The sequence below is a fragment of the Streptomyces sp. NPDC041129 genome (assembly GCF_055592265.1).
In genome coordinates, this window is sequence record NZ_JBVIYV010000005.1 from 336105 (window position 1) to 354480 (window position 18376).

Here is an 18376-nt window from a genome sequence, read left to right on the forward strand (position 1 = left end):
TCTCGAACATTCGCCCTACACGGGATAGCCTCCGGCCATGGCGAACGGTCAGTGGTATCCCCCGGAGTGGCCCGACCGCATCCGCGCGCTCGCGGACGGCACCCTCGTACCGGTGTCCCCGAAGCGCGCGGCCACCGTGCTGCTCCTGAAGGACACTCCGGCCGGGCCGGCCGTCCACATGCTGCGCAGACGCGCCTCCATGGCCTTCGCCGGAGGCGCGTACGCGTACCCCGGCGGCGGTGTCGACCCGCGTGACGACGACCGCCTGGTCCGCTGGGCCGGTCCCACGCGCGCGTGGTGGGCCGAGCGGCTGGGCGTCGACGAGAGCGGCGCCCAGGCTGTCGTGTGCGCCGCCGTGCGGGAGACGTACGAGGAGGCGGGCGTCCTGCTCGCCGGTCCCGACGCCGACTCGGTCGTCGGGGACACCACCGGGGACGACTGGGAGGCGGACCGCGCCGCCCTGGTCGCGCGCGAGCTGTCCTTCGCCGAGTTCCTGGACCGCCGCGGCCTGGTGCTCCGCTCCGACCTGCTGGGCGCCTGGACCCGCTGGATCACCCCGGAGTTCGAGTCCCGCCGCTACGACACATGGTTCTTCGTGGCCGTCCTGCCCGAGGGCCAGCGCACCCGCAACGCCTCCACGGAGGCCGACCGCACGGTGTGGATCCGCCCCGAGGAGGCCGCCGCCGGGTACGACAAGGGCGAGCTGCTGATGATGCCGCCCACCATCGCCACCCTGCGCCAGCTCCTGCCGTACGCCACGGCGGCCGGGGCGCTCGCGGCGGCGCCGGCGCGGGACATGACCCCGGTGCTGGCCAGGGCCCGCCTGGTGAACGGCGAGATCGTCCTGTCCTGGCCCGGGCACGACGAGTTCACCAAGCACGTCCCGGCGAGTGGGACGGCCGTCGGCGGGGCACCTGGGACGGAACGCGAGACGACGGCTCCGAGCACCGGAGGAGGCCCCGCATGACGGACGCAAGCGCCCTGCCCGGTCAGCCCCGGGGCGGTGTCCTCACGGGGCCGGCGACCGAACGCGCCGTCAACGTGCTCGCGCCCAACGCCTCCGCGATGACCCTGGACGGCACCAACACCTGGATCGTCGCCGAGCCCGACTCCGACCTGGCCGTGGTGATCGACCCGGGGCCGCTGGACGACGGCCACCTGAGCGCCGTCGTCGACACGGCCGAGAAGGCCGGCAAGCGCATAGCCCTCACCCTGCTCACCCACGGCCACCCCGACCACGCCGAGGGCGCCGCCCGGTTCGCCGAGCTGACCGGCACGCGCGTGCGTGCCCTCGATCCGGCGCTGCGGCTCGGCGACGAGGGCCTCGCCGCCGGTGACGTGATCACGGTCGGTGGCCTGGAGCTGAGGGTCGTACCGACCCCCGGGCACACCGCGGACTCCCTGTGCTTCCACCTCCCGGCCGACCGAGCGGTGCTGACCGGGGACACCATCCTCGGGCGCGGCACGACCGTCGTCGCCCATCCGGACGGCCGCCTCGGCGACTACCTGGACTCCTTGCGCCGCCTGCGCTCCCTCACCGTGGACGACGGCGTCCACACGGTCCTGCCGGGCCACGGGCCGGTCCTGGAGGACGCACAGGGGGCCGTCGAGTTCTACCTCGCCCACCGCGCGCACCGCCTCGCCCAGGTCGAGACGGCCGTCGAGGACGGCTACCGCAGCCCGGCGCAGGTCGTCGCCCATGTGTACGCCGACGTGGACCGCTCCCTGTGGCCGGCGGCGGAGCTGTCGGTGCGGGCCCAGATGGACTACCTGAGCGAGCACGGGCTCATTTAGCGGGCCCAGGCTCATTCAGCGGGCCCTCCGGGCGGGCTCCCACGCGTCGTCGCGGAGCCGCTCGGGGCCGCTCAGGCCCGGTCCTCGGGCCGGGGAGCCTTCACGCCGTGCACGCGCGCGTACTCCGCGGCGAGCCAGGGACCGAGGTCGTCCACGTACGACCGCAGTACCGCCGGGTCGCCGACGGGCTCGTAGCCGTACTCCGCCGCCCGGCGCATCTGCGCGGCCCGCTCGGGATGGTGGGTGCCGAACGCCCCGGCCATCTCGCGCAGGTCGCTGGTCCAGCCGTGCCAACGGGGCATGACGAGGGTGAAGCCGGTGCGCACGAGGTGCCGGGACATGAACCGGACCAGCGGCCGCAGGGCCTCCTCGGTGCCGGCCGCCCGCTCGATCCGCTCGCGCCAGCGCGGCAGCAGCAGGGCGAGGTCGCCGTTGGTCTCCCGGGCCAGCAGGGAGTCGGGGCGGTACCGGGGCAGGTGCGCGGCGAGATCGTCCCCGAGCAGCGGCGTGCACAGACAGGCGACGAACCAGCCCAGGTCGTGCCGCTCCAGGTCGCTCAGCAGCCGCGCCCGGCCGTACAGCAGCGTGCCGACTCCGTCGATCTGCGGGAACTCCGCGTCGAGGCCCTCACCGAAGGCCCGGACGGCCGCCCGGTCGGCGTCCGTCGGCTCCTCGCGCAGCGCCAGCAGCAGATCGAGGTCGCTGCGTCCCACGCGCGCGGTGCCGCGCGGAATCGACCCGTAGAGGTACGCGCTGTGCAGCCGCGCCCCGAGAAGATCCGGCAGGCGGTCGCGCGCGGCGGCCACGACGGGACGGAACGGGGCCCGCACGCGCGTGAGGGAGCCCTCGCGGACGAGGTACCCCTCGGGGTCGAGTCCGGGACGGCGAACGGTGTCGGGCATGCGTTCACTGTGCCCGGCCCGGGCCGCCGGGGCAGGTGATTTACGGCCGGGCGGCGGTGGGCCGAAGGTTCGGCGCCCAGCCCGTACCGGCCCGTGAAGCGGCCGTCGGGCTGCGACACCCCTGTCCTCGACAGGGTGACCGGATCTTCGCCGCGGGGCATGCGAAAGGCCCTGCCATACGACAGGGCCTCACGCGCGTGTGCGGGCGGTCAGCGGGACCGCTTGGCCAGGCGCTCCACGTCCAGCAGGATCACGGCCCGCGCCTCCAGGCGCAGCCACCCGCGCCCGGCGAAGTCCGCCAGTGCCTTGTTCACGGTCTCGCGTGAGGCGCCGACGAGCTGGGCCAGCTCCTCCTGCGTGAGGTCGTGGACGACGTGGATGCCCTCCTCGGACTGCACGCCGAAGCGGCGGGAGAGGTCCAGCAGGGCGCGCGCGACACGGCCGGGGACGTCGGAGAAGACCAGGTCGGACATGGCGTCATTGGTCTTGCGCAGCCGCCGGGCGACGGCGCGCAGCAGGGCGCCGGCCACCTCCGGACGCACGTTCAGCCAGGGCTGGAGGTCGCCGTGGCCGAGGGCGAGCAGCTTGACCTCGGTGAGCGCGGTCGCGGTCGCGGTGCGCGGGCCCGGGTCGAACAGCGACAGCTCGCCGATCAGCTCACTGGGGCCGACGACGGCGAGCATGTTCTCGCGGCCGTCGGGAGAGGTGCGGTGCAGCTTGACCTTGCCCTCGGTGACGACATACAGCCGATCACCGGGGTCGCCCTCGTGGAACAGTGAGTCACCGCGTGCGAGGGTCACCTCACTCATGGAGGCGCGGAGCTCCGCGGCCTGCTCGTCGTCGAGCGCCGCGAAAAGCGGATTGCGCCGCAGAACGTCGTCCACGAGTTCTCTCCCTTGTCGACCTGCTCAGGGGACCATGATCCCCCGTGTACCAGGGGACCGTGTTCCCCGTTTTGCCGGGCGGTCCAAACAGTGTGATCTGTCACAAGGATGCCGCACAGATGTCCCGGGGTAAGCGGCAGGGGTCCAATCGGGGGCCGATCCCCCGGGTCCAGGGCGGATGTCGGTGCCGGGCTTTAGGCTGGCCGGGTGTCCAAAACGCCGGTGAGAGCACAGGGCAAGGGGGCTGCACGGGTGGTTGTACGTCGTAATTCCGCTGTGGGCGAACAGGGCTCCGGCGGTAGTAGTAAAAGCGGCAAAGCGGCTAAAAAGGTCACGCCGGCCAAGAAGGCGGTGGCGGCCAGGAAGGCCGTGCCGGTGAAGAAGACCGCACCCGTCAAGAAGATCGCCGTGAAGCCCCCGGCCGGTGAATCCCGCACCGCGCTCGTCCGCCGTGCCCGCCGCATCAACCGCGAACTCGCCGAGGTCTACCCCTACGCCCACCCGGAGCTGGACTTCGAGAACCCCTTCCAGCTCGTGGTCGCCACGGTCCTGTCGGCCCAGACCACCGACCTGCGGGTCAACCAGACCACCCCGGCGCTCTTCGCCAAGTACCCCACGCCCGAGGACCTCGCGGCGGCCAACCCGGAGGAGGTCGAGGAGATCCTCCGCCCCTGCGGCTTCTTCCGGGCCAAGACCAGATCGGTCATAGGGCTCTCGAAGGCCCTCGCCGAGGACTTCGGCGGCGAGGTGCCCGGCAGGCTGGAGGACCTGGTCAAGCTGCCCGGTGTCGGCCGCAAGACCGCCTTCGTCGTCCTGGGCAACGCCTTCGGGCGGCCCGGGATCACCGTGGACACCCACTTCCAGCGGCTGGTGCGGCGCTGGCGGTGGACCGACGAGACCGACCCCGACAAGATCGAGGCGGCCGTGGGCGCGCTGTTCCCCAAGAGCGACTGGACCGACCTGTCCCACCACGTGATCTGGCACGGCCGGCGCATCTGCCACGCCCGCAAGCCCGCCTGCGGCGCCTGCCCCATCGCCCCGCTCTGCCCGGCCTACGGCGAGGGTGAGACCGACCCGGAGAAGGCGAAGAAGCTCCTGAAGTACGAGAAGGGCGGACTGCCGGGCCAGCGCCTGAAGCCGCCGCAGGCCTACCTCGACGCAGGCGGCAGGCCCGCACCGCCGCTGGGGGCCGGATGACGGAACGATCTCGGCGCCCTCGGGCGTTGGACACGGCAGGACGGGGGTGGCGATGACGTATACGCACGAGACGCACGACACGCACAGGGGGCCGGTGACGCTGAGCGAGGAGGGCCTGCCCGACTGGCTGGGCCCGGTGGTGCGGGCGGCGGAGACGGTCCAGCCGCTCCAGCTCAGCCGCTTCCTGCCGCCGGAGAACGGCTCGGGACGGCAGTCGGCCGTGCTGATCCTCTTCGGCGAGGGCGAGCGCGGCCCCGAGCTGCTGCTCATGGAGCGGGCCGGCTCCCTGCGCTCCCACGCGGGCCAGCCGTCCTTCCCGGGCGGCGCCCTCGACCCCGAGGACGGCGATCCGGCGGGCGACGGGCCGCTCAGAGCCGCGCTGCGCGAGGCCGAGGAGGAGACCGGCCTCGACCCGTCCGGAGTGCAGCTCTTCGGCGTGCTGCCCGCGCTCTACATCCCGGTCAGCGGCTTCGTCGTCACCCCCGTGCTCGGCTGGTGGCGCGAGCCCAGCCCGGTCGGCGTGGTCGACCCCAACGAGACGGCCCGCGTCTTCACCGTCCCCGTGGCGGATCTCACGGACCCCGCCCACCGGGCCACCGCCGTCCACCCCAGCGGCCACCGGGGCCCGGCATTCCTGGTCGAATCGGCCCTGGTCTGGGGCTTCACCGCCGGAGTGATCGACCGTCTGCTGCACTTCGCGGGCTGGGAACGCCCCTGGGACCGCGAGAAGCAGGTCCCGCTCGACTGGCGGTCATGACAGGGTGATCCCCGTGCTGTGTTCGCCCGAGGGCAGTGACGCCGACGGCTGCGCCGCGGGCCCTCGGACCCCGGCCGAGGCTGCTGGGACCGGAGTGGAGTAGGCGAGGCCTGAAGCAGTGAACGTGCTGGACATCCTGTTGCTGGCCGCGGCCGTGTGGTTCGCGGTCGTGGGCTACCGCCAGGGCTTCGTCGTCGGCATCCTGTCGGTGATCGGGTTCCTCGGCGGCGGTCTCGTCGCCGTGTACACGCTGCCCGTCATCTGGGCCGCCGTCTCCGACAACGCCCGGGTGAGCACCACCGCCGCCGTCGTCGCCGTGGTCGTCGTCATCGTCTGCGCCTCCGTCGGCCAGGCCCTGACCACGCACCTCGGCAACAAGCTGCGCCGCTACATCACCTGGTCCCCGGCCCGCGCCCTGGACGCCACCGGCGGTGCCCTCGTCAACGTCGTCGCGATGCTGCTCGTCGCGTGGCTGATCGGCTCCGCCCTCGCCCAGACCACCCTGCCGACGCTGGGCAAGGAGGTCCGCAACTCCAAGGTGCTGCTCGGCGTCTCCGAGGCGCTGCCCGCGCAGGCCGACACCTGGTTCCAGGACTTCACCTCGGTCCTCGCCCAGAACGGCTTCCCGCAGGTCTTCAGCCCGTTCTCCAACGAGCCGATCAAGGACGTGGAGCCGCCCGACCCGGCCCTGGCGAACAGCGCGGTCGCGGCCCGCGCCCAGCGGTCCATCGTCAAGGTCACCGGCACCGCGCAGAGCTGCGGCAAGGTACTGGAGGGCAGCGGCTTCGTCTTCGCCGACCGGCGTGTCATGACCAACGCGCACGTCGTCGGAGGCGTCGACGAGCCCACCGTCCAGATAGGCGGGGTGGGCCGCAAGTACGACGCGAAGGTCGTCCTGTACGACTGGAAGCGCGACATCGCGGTGCTCGACGTACCGGACCTGACGGCGAACGCCCTGAAGTTCAGCACCCAGGACGCGTCCGGCGGCGACGGCGCGATCGTCGCGGGCTTCCCGGAGAACGGCTCCTACGACGTGCGGGCCGCGCGGGTGCGCGGACGCATCACCGCCAACGGCCCGGACATCTACCACCGCGGCACGGTCGGCCGGGACGTCTACTCCCTGTACGCGACCGTCCGCCAGGGCAACTCCGGCGGCCCGCTGCTCACGCCCGACGGCAAGGTCTACGGCGTGGTGTTCGCCAAGTCCCTCGACGACGCCAACACCGGCTACGCCCTCACGGCGGACGAGATCCAGCAGGACATCAACCGGGGCCGCACGGCGAACCAGCAGGTGGGCACCGACAGCTGCGCCCTGTGAGCCCGGAGACCGGGGGACCGGCCGTGGTGATTCCCGTGCGGCGGATCAGCCGCGCGGGTGACGCAGGCGTACCGAGACCCAGCGGGCACGGCGTCGCAGGATATGCGGAATCCCCACCCTGAGGTCCGCCTCCGCGAGCTGCGGAGTGCCTCGCTGCGGGGAACTCAGCCCGGAGGCCGAGCGGCGGTTGCGGGGTGCGTCACTGTAGTCGTGCGTCCAGCCCATACCCCGACGTCTGCCCCCGCCCGAAGGTCGATAACCGCTTCCACGCCCCCCAATTGGCCTATGCGGCAGGCATGTGGCCGTTCGAGGAACAGGTGTTCAGTGACGGGTACCCGGCGCACCCGTCGTCTCACCTGTCCGGCTCGGGATCCTGCAGCCAGTTGACCAGTTCCGCGGAGAAGGCCGCCGGGTCCTCCTCGTGCGGGAAGTGCCCGAGCCCGTCGAACAGGCGCCAGCGATAAGGGGCTTCGACGTACTCGCCCGAGCCGGCCGCGCTGCGCGTCCGGGCCACCGGGTCCAGCGAGCCGTGCAGATGCAGCGTCGGCACGCGCACCGGCCGCTTCATCCTGCGGTTGAACTGGATGCCGTCCGGGCGGGCGAGAGAGCGCACCAGCCAGCGGTACGGCTCGATCGAGCAGTGCGCGGTCGACGGGATGCACATGGCCCGCTGGTACGTCTCCACGGCCTCGTCCTCCGGCAGCCGCGGCCCGGACCACTCCCGGATCAGCCGGCCCACCAGCGCGCCGCCGTCGGCGGTCAGTTGGCGCTCCGGGATCCAGGGCCGCTGGAACCCCCAGATGTAGGAGCCGGCCGCCGTCTGCCGGGCGTCCCGGAGCATCGCGGCACGCCAGCGCCGGGGGTGCGGCATCGAGACGACCGCGAGCCGTCGCACGAGCTTGGGCCGCATCGCCGCCGCCGTCCACGCCAGATAGCCGCCCAGATCGTGGCCGACCAGCGCGGCGTCCGGCTCGCCGAGGGAGCGGATCACCCCGGTGACGTCCAGGGCGAGGTTGGCGGGGTCGTACCCGCGCGGGGTGCGGTCGCTGCCGCCCACACCCCTCAGGTCCATCGCCACGGCCCGGTAGCCCGCGTCGGCGAGCGCGACGAGTTGGTGGCGCCATGTCCACCAGAACTGGGGGAAGCCGTGCAGCAGCAGCACCAGGGGGCCGTCGCCGAGCTCGGCGATGTGGAACCGCGCGCCGTTCGCGGCGACGTCCCGGTGTGTCACCTTCTCCCCGGAGGGAAGGTCGATCCGTACGGCCGCTGCCGCGGCGGGTTCCGTCATGAGGACGAGCGTGCCACAGCTTCGATGGCCTGGGGCGCACGGTCCTGCGGCAGCTCGGGACGCGGGTGCGGCTTGGCGTTCTGCAGAACGCTCGCCGACTCCTTCACGGACGCGGCGACCTTCTGCGGGCCCTGGCTCTTCTTGGCCTTCTTGGCGAACATCACACCGATGAGCACGAGCAGGCCGGCGACCAGCACGTTGGCCGCGAAGGAGAGCAGGAAGCAGACCGCCAGGTTCCAGCCGCTCCAGGTCCGAATGCCGTACGCCAGCGCGAAGTTGAGCATCGGCAGGGAGAAGAGGAGCAGCATCCCGGCCGCGCTGAACGCGCCGCCGCTGGTCGCCCCCCGCTTGACGTCCCGCTTCAGCTGCGCCTTGGCCAGCGCGATCTCGTCGTGCACCAGCGCCGACATTTCGGTCGTCGCCGAGGCGAACAGCTGGCCGATGCTGCGTTCGGCGCCGACCGGGCTGCCGTCTGGTGCGCTCATCGCGTTCTCCCTTTGAAGTCTCGCGTGCCGTTTGAAGTCTTGCGTGCCGTCTTGTTTTGTACCGTCTCGTCAGATCATGCCGGACGGTCGTCCTCATCGCCTGCCCCGCCCGGTACTTCCTGAAGCCCGTGGCGCGCCGCGGCGGCCTTCTCGGCGGCGATGCGCCGGTGGTCGGCGGCCTTGCGCTCGAGAATCTCCGCCATCCGCAGGTGGTAGGCCGGGTTGTCCTGCTCGTACACGTCCGGGATGCCGTCCTGGTCCTCGTCGCGCTCCTCGTCCTCCCAGAGCCTGCGGTACCTGGCGTTGCGTATCTTCAGCAGCACCGTGGCGCACACGGCCGCGATCAGCGATCCGGCGAGGACGGCCGCCTTCACCTCGTCGGTGAGCGCCGCGTCGCCCTCGAAGGCCAGTTCGCCGATGAGGAGCGAGACGGTGAAGCCGATACCGGCGAGCGAGGACACCGCGAAGACGTCGGCCCAGGCCAGGTCCTGGCTGAGCGAGGCCCGGGTGAAGCGTACGGTCAGCCAGGTGCCGCCGAAGATGCCGAGCGCCTTGCCCATGACCAGTCCGAGCACCACGCCGAGCGTCTCGGGCCGGGTGAACACGTCCCCGAGCGCCCCGCCGGACACCGACACTCCGGCGCTGAACAGCGCGAACAGGGGTACGGCGAGCCCGGCCGACAGCGGCCGCACCTGATGCTCGACGCGTTCGCCCGGTGAGCGTTCCTCGCCCTCCCGGGTGGTGCAGCGCAGCATCAGGCCCATCGCCACGCCGGCGATGGTGGCGTGCACACCGCTGTTGTACATCAGCGCCCAGATGACGAGCGCCAGCGGCACGTACACGTACCAGCCGCGCACCCCCGCGCGCAGCAGCAGCCAGAAGACCAGCAGCCCGGCGACGGCGCCGCCGAGGGCGGCCAAGTCGATCCGGTCGGTGAAGAAGACGGCGATGATCAGGATCGCGAAGAGGTCGTCGACGACCGCCAGGGTCAGCAGGAAGGCGCGCAGGGCGCTGGGCAGCGCGGTGCCGATGACCGCGAGGACGGCCAGCGCGAAGGCGATGTCGGTGGCGGTGGGCACCGCCCAGCCGTCGGTGGAGCCGTGCCCGATGAGATTGGTCAGGGTGTAGACGAGCGCGGGTACGGCCATCCCGCACAGCGCCGCCACCACGGGCAGCACCGCCGCCCTCGGATCACGCAGGTCCCCGGCGACCAGCTCGCGCTTGAGCTCGATCCCGGCGACGAAGAAGAAGACGGCGAGCAGCCCGTCGGCGGCCCAGTGCGACACGGACAGGTTCAGGCCGAGGGCGGCGGGGCCGAAGTGGAAGTCGCTGACGGACTCGTAGCCCTGGTGCAGTGCGGGGATGTTGGCCCAGATCAGCGCCGTGACGGCGGCGGCGAGCAGCAGGACGCCGCCCACGGTCTCGGTGCGCAGCGCGTCCGTGACGACGGTCCGCTCGGGCAGGGACAGGCGCCCGAACACCTTGCGGCCGGTGCGCGAGGTGGGGGACGCGGTGTCACGGGGGGCGGCCACGGTGGAGACCTCCGGGTGTGGTGGGCAGGGCTGAGCACATGCCGACCAGACTTCCCGGCGCACCTTGGGCTCTTTCACATCGAGCTTTGTTTAGATTACCTAAGGTTGTCGCGGGACGCATCCGGTGATCTGAACATTAGGCGCAAAAGGGGGCGACCGGCGTGTTCGCGCCGGACGCCCCTTCCTGTTCGCTCCCGCGGGCGGCGTGGCCGCCGCCCGCCGTCCGGCCCTAGTCCTCGCTCGACGCCGCCGGGAGCTTCGCCTGGATGAAGTCCATGACCGTGGAGTCGGTCAGCGTGGTGACGTCGCCGAGCTGACGGTTCTCGGCGACGTCCCGCAGGAGCCGGCGCATGATCTTGCCGGAGCGGGTCTTCGGCAGCTCCGCCACCGGCAGGATCCGCTTCGGCTTGGCGATCGGGCCGAGCGTGGCGCCGACGTGGTCGCGCAGCGCGCCGATCAGCTTGTCGTCCTCGGACGCCGAACCGCGCAGGATGACGAAGGCGACGATGGCCTGGCCGGTGGTCTCGTCGGCGGCGCCGACGACCGCCGCCTCGGCGACCGACGGGTGCGAGACCAGCGCCGACTCCACCTCGGTGGTGGAGATGTTGTGGCCGGACACCAGCATCACGTCGTCCACCCGGCCCAGCAGCCAGATGTCCCCGTCGTCGTCCTTCTTCGCGCCGTCACCGGCGAAGTACTTGCCCTGGAAGCGGGACCAGTAGGTGTCGATGAACCGCTGGTCGTCGCCCCAGATGGTGCGCAGCATCGACGGCCACGGCTCGGTGAGCACGAGGTAACCGCCGCCTCCGTCGGGCACCTCGTTCGCCTCGTCGTCCACGACGGTCGCGCTGATGCCGGGCAGCGGGCGCTGCGCCGAGCCGGGCTTGGCCTCGGTGACGCCGGGCAGCGGCGAGATCATCATCGCGCCGGTCTCCGTCTGCCACCAGGTGTCCACGACCGGGGTGGCGTCGGCGCCGATGTGCTTGCGGTACCAGATCCACGCCTCGGGGTTGATCGGCTCGCCGACGGAGCCGAGGACCCGCAGGGACGACAGGTCGAACTGCGCGGGGATGTCGTCGCCCCACTTCATGAACGTACGGATCGCGGTCGGCGCGGTGTAGAGGATCGTGACGCGGTACTTCTCCACGATCTCCCAGAAGCGCCCCTGGTGCGGGGTGTCCGGGGTGCCCTCGTACATGACCTGGGTCGCCCCGTTGGCCAGCGGCCCGTACACGATGTACGAGTGCCCGGTGACCCAGCCGACGTCCGCCGTGCACCAGTAGACGTCCGTCTCCGGCTTGAGGTCGAACACCGCCCAGTGCGTGTACGCCGCCTGGGTCAGGTAGCCGCCGGAGGTGTGCAGGATGCCCTTCGGCTTCCCCGTCGTGCCCGAGGTGTAGAGGATGAACAGCGGGTGCTCCGCGTCGAACGCCTCCGGGGTGTGCTCGGCGGACTGCCGGTCCACCAGCTCGTGCCACCACACGTCCCGCTCGCCGTCCCAGGCGACGTCCTGCCCGGTGCGGCGCACCACGAGCACGTGCTCGACGTTGTCGACCTTGGTGATCGCCTCGTCCACGGCCGGCTTGAGCGCGGACGGCTTGCCGCGCCGGTAGCCGCCGTCGGAGGTGATGACGACCTTGGCGTCGGCGTCCTGGATCCGGGTGGCGAGCGCGTCCGCCGAGAAGCCGCCGAACACGACCGAGTGCGCCGCGCCGATCCGGGCCGAGGCCAGCATCGCGATCGCGGTCTCCGGGATCATCGGCATGTAGATGGCGACCCGGTCGCCCTTGCGGACACCGAGCTCCAGCAGGGCGTTGGCCGCCTTGGAGACCTCGTCCTTCAGCTCCGCGTAGGTGATCGAGCGGCTGTCGCCGGGCTCACCCTCGAAGTGGATGGCGACCCGGTCCCCGTGCCCGGCCTCGACATGCCGGTCCACGCAGTTGTACGCGACGTTCAGCTCGCCGTCCTTGAACCACTTCGCGAACGGCGGGTTCGACCAGTCCAGCGTCTCGGACGGTTCCTTGGCCCAGGTCAGCCGGCGGGCCTGCTCGGCCCAGAAGCCGAGCCTGTCAGCCTTGGCCTGTTCGTACGCCTCTGCCCCGACGTTGGCGTTCGCGGCCAGGTCGGCGGGCGGCGCGAAGCGTCGCTCCTCCTTCAAGAGGTTGGCCAGGCTTTCGTTGCTCACGACATCTCCCTTTCCCAGGGTGTCCGTTGTGTCCCAGGCCACAGCTCATCAGACGCGGGGGTCCGATGACAAGGGTCGACGGCAAAATTGGTTTAGACCTGTCGACCGGCTGGGCGGTCAAACCGGACTCCGCAGCTCCGGGGCCGTTCCGATCTCCTGTTGAGCCTCCTCCTCCGTCTCCTTTCCGGCGGCTCCCTGCACATGCTCGAACACCGCCTCCCCGCTGCCGTCGAGCAGATAGGCCTGCGCCTCGCCCACGTGGAAGTACATCCCGTGCAGCTCCAGCGCACCGGCCGTCAGAGCGCGTGCGACCGTGTCGTGCGCTCGCAGGTGCTCCAGCTGCTGGACCACGTTGGCCAGGCACAGCTGCTCCACCGCGTCGGCGGCCAGCCGCCCGGCCAGCCGCGGCCGGTCACGGTGGTCGCCGGCCATCCGGGCGAGGCTCGGCCGCCCATGCCCGAGCCACCGCTTCAGCGGGGTCGTCGCGTCCTCGGGCCCGGCGGCCAGCAGCGCCTGCATGGCCCCGCATCCGGAGTGCCCGCACACCGTGATCGACCGCACCCCGAGCACGTCCACCGCGTACTCGATGGCGGCCGCCACCGAGTGGTCGCCGTGCTCCTCGCCCGGCGGCGGCACCAGATTGCCGATGTTGCGGACCACGAACAGGTCGCCGGGACCGCTGGAGGTGATCATCGACGTGACCAGACGGGAGTCGGCGCAGGTGAGGAAGAGCTGCGAGGGCCGCTGTCCCTCCCGCGCGAGCCGCGCCAGCTCCTCGCGCACCAGCGGGGCGGTGTTCCGCTGGAACGAGCTGATGCCACGGGCGAGTTCATGGGTGACGGGCGTGGCCGGAGCCTGCGCGAAGCAGGCCTGGTGGTTGCGCCAGGGCGTCCAGGGCCGGCACCGGCACGTCGCGGCCGGACCGGGGTCCGGGGAGCGGACTCCGCCGCGCCGGCCGGTCAGCTCGGCGGTTCCGCCCCGCGCGGTGTGCGTGTTCTGCCAGTCCTGCAGTGACTCGTACGCCGCGTGGTCCATGAACGAGCCGTCCAACTCCACCACGGCGTGGACGCCTTGGGGTACGAGATGCAGGGCTCTGCTGAGCCGTGGCACGGCGAGGAAGGTCAGCTGGCCTCGGACGTGTACGTGATGGACTCCTTCCTTCTCCGTGTGCGTGATGCGGGTATGGGCGAGGCGGTGCAGGGCGAGAGCGACCGCCACGGCGACCCCGAGGGCCACGCCCTCCAGGACGCCGAAGACCACCACGCCGAGTGTGGTGGCGGCGTACACCAGCACTTCACGGTGGCGTGTCACCGTGCGGATGTGGTTCAGGGACACCATCTGGATGCCGACCGCCATCACCAGGGCGGCGAGCGAGGCGAGCGGGATCCACTCCAGGAGTGGGACCATCAGCAGCGCGGCGACTACTACGAGAACGCCGTGCAGCATCGTGGAGTTCCGGCTCACCGCACCTGAGTTCACATTCGCGGTGCTCCGGACGGCCACCCCCGCCACCGGCAGTCCGCCGAGCGCCCCGGAGACGATGTTGGCGGCGCCCTGGCCGAGCAGCTCGCGGTCGAGGTCCGAGCGCCCGACGTGGGCCTGGGGTCCGGGCCGGGCGGCGACCAGCTTGTCCACGGCGACCGCGCCGAGCAGCGACTGCACACTGCACACCAGCGTGGTGGTGAGAACGGCGGCGGCGATGCCGAGTCCCGGGCCCTCGGGCAGTCCGGCCAGCGCGTGACTGCTCCAGGACGGCAGGTCGACCCGGGGCAGCACCAGTCCGGTCAGCGCGGCGGTGACGGTGGCTCCGGCGACGGCCACCAGGGCGGCCGGGACCCTGCGCAGCAGCCGGCCGGCGCGGCCGGGGACGCGTGGCCAGGCCAGCAGCAGGGTCAGGGTCAGCGCGCTCATCGCCACGGCGGCCGGGTCCAGGTCCGCCAGTTGGGCGGGCAGGGCGCGCAGGTTGGCGAGGACGGAACTGTCCGGACTGCCGCCGAGGACGATGTGCAGCTGGGCGACGGCGATGGTGACGCCGATGCCGGCGAGCATGCCGTGCACCACGGCGGGGCTGACGGCGAGCGCGCCGCGGGCCACGCGCAGGCAGCCCAGGCCCAGTTGGGCGAGTCCGGCGAGGACGGTGATGCCGCAGGTGGTCCGCCAGCCGTAGCGGTGGATGAGGTCGGCGGTGACCACCGTGAGTCCGGCGGCGGGGCCGCTGACCTGCAGCGGGCAGCCGCCGAGCCGGCCGGCGACCAGTCCGCCCACGGCGGCGGCGACCAGGCCGGCCTGGAGCGGGGCGCCGGTCGCGAGGGCGATACCGAGGGACAGGGGCAGGGCGATCAGGAAGACCGCGACGGACGCGGACAGGTCGGCGCCCTGGACCAGGCGGCGACGCGGGGCCCGGGGCGGGCTGTGCGGCGGGTGGGAGTGGTGGGTGTGGGTGGGTGCGCAGGCTGTCATGGTCCCGTCTCCTCCGGGTGGCGCGGTCGCGTACGGGGTGGGTCCCCGTCGGTGCGGGGGCTCGGTCGCGGTCGTGGGGTCACGGCGTGCGGCGGCGGGATGGGGTCACGCTTCGTAAACGAACCGTAATGCAGAGTAAAGGTCATGCATAGCTTTTAGTCGCAAATGGGGTAAAAGGTCACCTCTACGGGCGAAGCGATCATTTCATCGGCTTGTCGTACTAATTCCTTCTCTGGCCCGTGCGACCTTGGCGGCGCTGTCGGTACAACCCGGCACGCATCACCTGAAAACGCCCTCATCAGCGTTTGCCTGAGAGAAGGAAGAAGGTGGGGCGGAAGATGGCCGCCACCCAGAGGATCGCCGTTGGCGCCATGGTCGCCGCGGCCTGTACCGCGTCGCTGGCCGGTTGCTCGTCCGGCGGCAACGGCCCGAAGGAAGGAGCGTCCGGCCCGCGGCAGGGGGCGCCGGCGCCCAACAGCGTGCTCCGTCTGATCGGCGACGGGTCCACCGCGTACACCGGCGGGCAGCCGCACCTGCCCGTCCCCGAGCGGCTCAAGCCCGGTCAGAAACCTCCGCAGTTCGTGGTGTTCTCCTGGGACGGCGCGGGGGAGGACAGCCAGAAGCTGTTCTCCCACTTCCGCAAGGTCTCCAAGGAGAACAACGCGACGATGACGTACTTCCTCAGCGGCGTGTACCTGCTGCCGGAGGAGAAACGCGAGCTCTACAGACCGCCGCAGCACGCCCCGGGCAGCTCGGAGATCGGCTTCAACGACGCGCAGGGCATCTCCGACACCCTCAAGCAGGTGCGGCTGGCCTGGCTCGAGGGCAACGAGATCGGCACCCACTTCAACGGCCACTTCTGCGGTCCCGACGGCGGCGTCGGCGAGTGGTCGGTGAAGGAGTGGAAGAGCGAGATCACCCAGGCCAAGCAGTTCGTGAAGAACTGGCGGACCAACACCGGCATGAAGAAGGCGGCTCCCCTGCCCTTCGACTACGACAAGGAGCTGATCGGCGCGCGAACCCCCTGCCTGGAGGGGCAGAAGAACTTCAGGAAGGCGGCCCACCAGTTGGGCTTCCGCTACGACTCCAGCGGAGTCGACGATCAGGTGTGGCCCGAGAAGAGGGAAGGCCTGTGGGACCTGTCGATGCAGCTGGTCCCCTTCCCCGGGCACACCTACGAGCAGTTGACCATGGACTACAACTTCATGGTCAACCAGTCCGGCACCCAGACCCAGGGCGACCCCGACATGTACGACTACTGGGGCGACCAGATGCGTGACGGGCTGCTCAAGGGCTTCTACCGGGCCTACGACGGCAACCGCGCGCCGATGATCATCGGCAACCACTTCGAGTTCTGGAACGGCGGCACCTACATGCGTGCCATCGACGAGGTGGTGAAGGAGGTGTGCAACAAGCCCGAGGTGCGCTGTGTCTCCTTCCACCAGCTGGCCGACTGGCTGGACGCGCAGGACCCGCGGACGCTGGCCAAGCTGCGCACCCTGAAGGTGGGCGAGGCGCCCCGGCAGGGCTGGGCGTCCCTCATGTCCGGGCGCCCGGCGCCGGCGCCCAAGGGTGTCCCCGGGGCGCCGGCGGTCAAGCAGTAGGCGTCATACCGGGGCCGCCAGGCCCTCACCGAGCACGAAACCGGGGTCGACCTGCGCCGCCAGGTCGACCCCGGTGCGCTCGTTGCCCCAGGCCTCCGCGTTCCGCAGGTGGAAGTGGACCATCTGGCGCGTGTAGCGCTCCCAGTCGCGCCGTTCGTACGTGGCGTCGACAGCGGCCCGGAGGGTCTGCAGGGAGCGGACGTTGGCCTCCTCCAGGAGACCGAACTGGGGTGCCCGACCCTTCTCCATGGCGCGCACCCAGTCCGAGTGCCCGACCGTCACCAGCAGGTCGTCACCGGCCTCCGCGCGGAGGAAGTCGATGTCGTCCTGACCCTGGATCTTGTTGCCTACGACCTTCACGGCCACGCCGAAGTCGCGGGCGTACTCCTTGTACTGGCGATAGACGGAGACCCCCTTCCGGGTCGGCTCGGCGACGAGGAACGTCATGTCGAACCGGGTGAACAGGCCGGAGGCGAAGGAGTCCGAACCCGCCGTCATGTCGACCACGACGTACTCGTCGGGGCCGTCGACGAGGTGGTTCAGGAACAGCTCCACCGCTCCCGTCTTGGAGTGGTAGCAGGCGACCCCCAGGTCGGCGTCCGTGAAGGGGCCCGTGACCATCAAACGGACGGCGCCGCCGTCGAGTTCCACCGGGCGTGCACAGGCGTCGTACACCGCGTTCGGCTCCCGCACCCGCACCAGCCGCGAGCCCTCGCCGGGCGGGGTCGTCTTGATCATCGTCGCCGCGGACGCGATGCGCGGATTGGAGCCGCGCAGATGGTCCTTGATCAGCGACAGCTGCCCGCCCATGGCGGGCAGCGCTGTCGACTGGGCCTCGTCGAGGCCGAGCGCCGGGCCGAGGTGCTGGTTGATGTCGGCGTCGATGGCGAGCACCGGGGCGCCGGCAGCCACGAGGTGGCGAATGAGGAGGGAGGAGAGCGTGGTCTTGCCGCTGCCGCCCTTCCCGACGAAAGCAATTTTCATGTTCACGAACAGTAGCGAAGCGGTAGCTTTAAGTGTCAGGCTGAGTGAAGAAGACCACTCCTTTGTGGGGTGGGGTGGTGGGGTGCGTAGTGTCGTACTCATGAGTACGACAGGCGCGACCGCCGATCCGCTCGCGGCCCTGGGCTCGCTGCCCGGTGTGGCCGAGTCCGTGGAGTCCGTGCGCAAGGCCGTGGACCGGGTCTACGGGCACCGGGTCATGCGTCGCCGCAGCAACGAGATCACCTCCGAGGCCGCCCTGCGCGGTGCACGCGGCTCCGCGGCGCTGTCCGGTGCCGACTGGGCCCTGGAGGAGGTGCGGCGGCGTTCCGACTTCAGCGCCGACACCGAGGCGATGGTCATGGGTGCGGCGCTCAGGCTGACGGCCGAGGCCGGTCAGCTGCTGTCCATCTGGCGTCAGTCGCCCCTGAGGGTGCTGGCCCGGCTGCATCTGGTGGCCGCCGCGACCCAGGGTGACGAGGTCGGCCGTCCGCGCCAGGCGGGGGAGCCGGTCGACGAGCCGCTGCTCGAGCTGCCGCTGCCGGACGCCCGGGAGGTCTCGGGCCGGCTGGAGGGCCTGGCGGACCTGATCATCGCGGGCTCGTCGGCGCCGGCGCTGGTCACCGCGGCGGTGGTGCACGGCGAACTGCTCGCGCTGCGCCCCTTCACTTCGCACAACGGCCTGGTCGCGCGCACGGCCGAGCGGATCGTCCTGATCGGCAGCGGTCTCGACCCCAAGGCGGTCTGCCCTGCCGAGGTGGGCCACGCCGAGCTGGGCCGCGCCTCCTACCTGGCCGCGCTCGACGGGTATGTCTCCGGCACTCCCGAGGGCGTGGCGGCCTGGATCGCCCACTGCGGCCGTGCGGTCGAGCTCGGAGTGCGCGAGTCCACCGCGGTGTGCGAGGCGCTGCAGCGCGGGGCCGCCTGAGCGTCGAGCGGCGGGCGCATGCGAAAGGCCCCCGGAAGGGGGCCTGGACAGGGTTGCGGCG

16 protein-coding genes are annotated in these 18376 nt (G+C 71.5%); 7 read left to right on the forward strand and 9 right to left on the reverse strand.

Features of this window, described 5'->3' with window-relative positions:
- The first annotated feature begins 37 nt into the window (after positions 1-37).
- Together ACZ6B1_RS19475 and ACZ6B1_RS19480 are read left to right on the forward strand one after the other, a co-directional pair.
- Positions 38-967, forward strand: a complete 930-nt coding sequence (locus tag ACZ6B1_RS19475) for an NUDIX hydrolase (RefSeq protein ID WP_468779909.1) — start codon at positions 38-40, stop codon at positions 965-967.
- Positions 964-1794 carry an MBL fold metallo-hydrolase gene (locus tag ACZ6B1_RS19480; protein ID WP_468779911.1) on the forward strand — a complete coding sequence of 277 codons (831 nt, stop codon included), beginning with the start codon at positions 964-966 and terminating at the stop codon, positions 1792-1794. The genes ACZ6B1_RS19475 and ACZ6B1_RS19480 overlap by 4 nt, the downstream gene beginning before the upstream one ends.
- A 71-nt stretch (positions 1795-1865) precedes the next feature.
- Here ACZ6B1_RS19480 and ACZ6B1_RS19485 read toward each other — a convergent pair whose 3' ends face one another.
- Positions 1866-2696 (reverse strand): nucleotidyltransferase, encoded by an 831-nt coding sequence (locus tag ACZ6B1_RS19485; protein ID WP_468779913.1) that lies wholly within the window; start codon positions 2694-2696, stop codon positions 1866-1868.
- A 209-nt stretch (positions 2697-2905) separates the two neighbouring features.
- On the reverse strand, positions 2906-3580 hold the full coding sequence (locus tag ACZ6B1_RS19490; RefSeq protein ID WP_199211391.1) for a Crp/Fnr family transcriptional regulator: 675 nt from the start codon (positions 3578-3580) through the stop codon (positions 2906-2908).
- A gap of 276 nt (positions 3581-3856) precedes the next feature.
- Between ACZ6B1_RS19490 and nth the strand changes: the two genes are divergently transcribed.
- The 3 genes from nth to ACZ6B1_RS19505 all read left to right on the forward strand — a co-directional run bounded on the left by nth (position 3857) and on the right by ACZ6B1_RS19505 (position 6852).
- Positions 3857-4777, forward strand: coding sequence for an endonuclease III (gene nth, locus ACZ6B1_RS19495; RefSeq protein WP_468779915.1), 921 nt, complete (start codon positions 3857-3859; stop codon positions 4775-4777).
- A 52-nt stretch (positions 4778-4829) separates the two neighbouring features.
- The gene (locus ACZ6B1_RS19500; protein WP_468779917.1) at positions 4830-5534 is read left to right on the forward strand and encodes an NUDIX hydrolase; all 705 of its coding nucleotides are present in this window, start codon (positions 4830-4832) and stop codon (positions 5532-5534) included.
- A gap of 118 nt (positions 5535-5652) precedes the next feature.
- Positions 5653-6852: a MarP family serine protease gene (locus tag ACZ6B1_RS19505; protein ID WP_468779919.1), complete on the forward strand. Its 1200-nt coding sequence runs from the start codon at positions 5653-5655 to the stop codon at positions 6850-6852.
- Positions 6853-6897: 45 nt separating this feature from the next.
- Here the strand turns inward: ACZ6B1_RS19505 and ACZ6B1_RS19510 are convergent, their stop codons facing one another.
- From ACZ6B1_RS19510 to ACZ6B1_RS19535, 6 genes are all read right to left on the reverse strand, one after another.
- Positions 6898-7077, reverse strand: a complete 180-nt coding sequence (locus tag ACZ6B1_RS19510; RefSeq protein ID WP_468779921.1) for a hypothetical protein — start codon at positions 7075-7077, stop codon at positions 6898-6900.
- A 127-nt stretch (positions 7078-7204) separates the two neighbouring features.
- The gene (locus ACZ6B1_RS19515; RefSeq protein WP_468779923.1) at positions 7205-8140 is read right to left on the reverse strand and encodes an alpha/beta fold hydrolase; all 936 of its coding nucleotides are present in this window, start codon (positions 8138-8140) and stop codon (positions 7205-7207) included.
- Positions 8137-8625, reverse strand: coding sequence for a phage holin family protein (locus ACZ6B1_RS19520; protein ID WP_468779925.1), 489 nt, complete (start codon positions 8623-8625; stop codon positions 8137-8139). Before ACZ6B1_RS19520 ends, ACZ6B1_RS19515 begins: the two co-directional genes overlap by 4 nt.
- A 74-nt stretch (positions 8626-8699) precedes the next feature.
- Positions 8700-10157, reverse strand: coding sequence for a Na+/H+ antiporter NhaA (gene nhaA, locus ACZ6B1_RS19525; RefSeq protein ID WP_468779927.1), 1458 nt, complete (start codon positions 10155-10157; stop codon positions 8700-8702).
- A gap of 229 nt (positions 10158-10386) precedes the next feature.
- Positions 10387-12342, reverse strand: a complete 1956-nt coding sequence (gene acs / locus ACZ6B1_RS19530) for an acetate--CoA ligase (RefSeq protein WP_468779929.1) — start codon at positions 12340-12342, stop codon at positions 10387-10389.
- Positions 12343-12459: 117 nt separating this feature from the next.
- On the reverse strand, positions 12460-14802 hold the full coding sequence (locus tag ACZ6B1_RS19535; protein ID WP_468779931.1) for a bifunctional SulP family inorganic anion transporter/carbonic anhydrase: 2343 nt from the start codon (positions 14800-14802) through the stop codon (positions 12460-12462).
- A gap of 338 nt (positions 14803-15140) precedes the next feature.
- Here ACZ6B1_RS19535 and ACZ6B1_RS19540 point away from each other — a divergent pair, with 338 nt between their 5' ends.
- On the forward strand, positions 15141-16406 hold the full coding sequence (locus tag ACZ6B1_RS19540; protein WP_468779933.1) for a polysaccharide deacetylase family protein: 1266 nt from the start codon (positions 15141-15143) through the stop codon (positions 16404-16406).
- 3 nt (positions 16407-16409) lie between these two features.
- Here the strand turns inward: ACZ6B1_RS19540 and ACZ6B1_RS19545 are convergent, their stop codons facing one another.
- Positions 16410-17390: an ATP-binding protein gene (locus ACZ6B1_RS19545; RefSeq protein ID WP_468779935.1), complete on the reverse strand. Its 981-nt coding sequence runs from the start codon at positions 17388-17390 to the stop codon at positions 16410-16412.
- Between the two features lie 100 nt (positions 17391-17490).
- On the opposite strand from ACZ6B1_RS19545, the gene ACZ6B1_RS19550 reads away from it, so the two are divergent.
- Positions 17491-18315 carry a Fic family protein gene (locus ACZ6B1_RS19550; RefSeq protein ID WP_468779937.1) on the forward strand — a complete coding sequence of 275 codons (825 nt, stop codon included), beginning with the start codon at positions 17491-17493 and terminating at the stop codon, positions 18313-18315.
- Positions 18316-18376 lie beyond the last annotated feature (61 nt).